This is a genomic window from Streptomyces sp. NPDC058877 (assembly GCF_042742855.1).
Taxonomy (GTDB): domain Bacteria; phylum Actinomycetota; class Actinomycetes; order Streptomycetales; family Streptomycetaceae; genus Streptomyces.
Genome location: NZ_JBHYMF010000389.1, coordinates 1 through 1,620, shown reverse-complemented (window position 1 = coordinate 1,620; position 1,620 = coordinate 1). Strand labels below are relative to the sequence as shown.

Here is a 1,620-nt window from a genome sequence, read left to right as displayed (position 1 = left end):
ACACCACTCTCGCCGAGGACGCCTCCAAAATCCGCACCGGGAACACACCCCGCGCGATGGCCACCTTCCGCAACCTCGCGATCGCCCTGGCCCGCCTCACCGGCTGGACCAACACCGCCCACGCCACCGACTACTACAAGTCACACCCCGGCCACGCGATCGACCTCATCCAACCCGGCAGGTGAGAACGCAGGCACCTTGCCGCCACGAGTGTGTCGATATTTACCGTTGACTGCTCGCACGACGGGCCCGGATTTCGCCGACCACGTAACGAATCCAGCCGAAGGTCGCGGCAGCCAGAAGGACTCCCACAGATGTCCGGAGAATGCTTCCGAATGATGACTCTGAATCCGTCATACCCGTAAGCGTCAGCGTGATCACGATCAGGGAGATGAACGCGATGGTCGCCAGGGAGATTCGAGCGACGGTCTTCATTCGCTCACCTTTCTTTCCATTGATGCCTTGGGCGGGGGCGTCCAGAGGGGCGGAGCGCAGGGCCGCGGAACGAGGGTTCTCGCGGCCCTGCGCATGGGAACTACCTGCGGTGGCGTCCGGAGCCGCGGAAGAACCTCTTGACGTTGGAGGCGTACCGCGAACCATGGCGCCAGTCCCCGCTCACGGCGCTGCTACCGACACGGCCGGTTACGGCGCCGACGATCGTGGCCCGTACGTAGCCGCTTCTGGTGCGTTGCTGGACACCGTAGCGGTAGCCGACAAAGCCACCGACGGCACCACCGAACCAGGCACAGCCTGCCGCACCCGCGCCGCCTGTCGCGATGGTACAGACGCCCGTCACCGCGATGGTTACGCCCCAGGTGATGATGGTTTGCCGGTTCTCGTTCCACGTCTTCCGGACGAAGGATTTGGTCTTCTTCCAGCCGCAGCTCCAGCAGATTTTGCCGTCGAGGTCGTACTTGTTGACCGGGTCCGCATTGACGTATTCGTACCTGTTGGCGTTTCTGCCGTAGACCGGGTCGGCGGAATCGACATGGCCTTCGAGCAGGCCCCCGACCAGGCATGGGAACGCCGTTCCTGCGGCGCGGGCGCGAAGGGGCAGCGCGAGTACGACTGGGCGGCCGTCCAACTGCGACCGGTGGCCGAGTACGACCACCAAGACGGCGTCCTGATCCGGCGACGCTGGGCGCTGGCACGACGCAGCCTCAGCCGGCCGGACGAGATCGCCTACTACCTCGGCTACACGCCCCTGGACGTCGGCGTGGACGAACTGGTCCGCGTCGCCGGCACCCGGTGGGCGATCGAGGAGTGTTTCCAGGCAGCGAAGAACGAGTGCGGCCTGGACGAATACGAGGTCCGCCGCTACGTCGGCTGGTACCGGCGCATCACCCTGGCCATGCTCGCCCACGCCTTCCTCGCCGCGATGAGCGCACAGGCAGTCGAAAAGGGGGATCCACCGGTGAGGATGCCGAGGTCATCGAGCTCACTGTGGCGGAAGTGCGGCGGCTCCTGGCGGCTGACCTATCCCCAGATCCCCGCGCCCGCACCCACGCGTTGAGCTGGTCGCGCTCAGGGCTTGATCAAGTTCCCTGGGTGTCCGGGTTGTTGGTGATGCCCAGGAGCGGGAGGGCTCGTTCGGGCTGGTCGCGGATTGCGCGGGTGGTC

General features: G+C 65.9%; 2 protein-coding genes and 2 pseudogenes. 2 read left to right on the top strand and 2 right to left on the bottom strand.

Annotation, left to right across the window (positions count from 1 at the left end):
- Positions 1–185, top strand: a pseudogene (locus tag ACFW2Y_RS35785) (ISAs1 family transposase); the annotation flags it as partial.
- 37 nt (positions 186–222) lie between these two features.
- Here ACFW2Y_RS35785 and ACFW2Y_RS35780 read toward each other — a convergent pair.
- The gene (locus ACFW2Y_RS35780; RefSeq protein ID WP_384887909.1) at positions 223–435 is read right to left on the bottom strand and encodes a hypothetical protein; all 213 of its coding nucleotides are present in this window, start codon (positions 433–435) and stop codon (positions 223–225) included.
- Positions 436–535: 100 nt separating this feature from the next.
- Positions 536–1,114: a hypothetical protein gene (locus tag ACFW2Y_RS35775; protein WP_384887907.1), complete on the bottom strand. Its 579-nt coding sequence runs from the start codon at positions 1,112–1,114 to the stop codon at positions 536–538.
- Positions 1,115–1,225: 111 nt separating this feature from the next.
- Here ACFW2Y_RS35775 and ACFW2Y_RS35770 point away from each other — a divergent pair.
- Positions 1,226–1,376, top strand: a pseudogene (locus tag ACFW2Y_RS35770) (IS701 family transposase); the annotation flags it as partial.
- Positions 1,377–1,620 lie beyond the last annotated feature (244 nt).

Coding starts and splice junctions, on each gene's coding strand:
- ACFW2Y_RS35780 (WP_384887909.1), bottom strand. CDS start 435: ATGAAGACCGTCGCTCGAATCTCCCTGGCGACCATCGCGTTCATCTCC.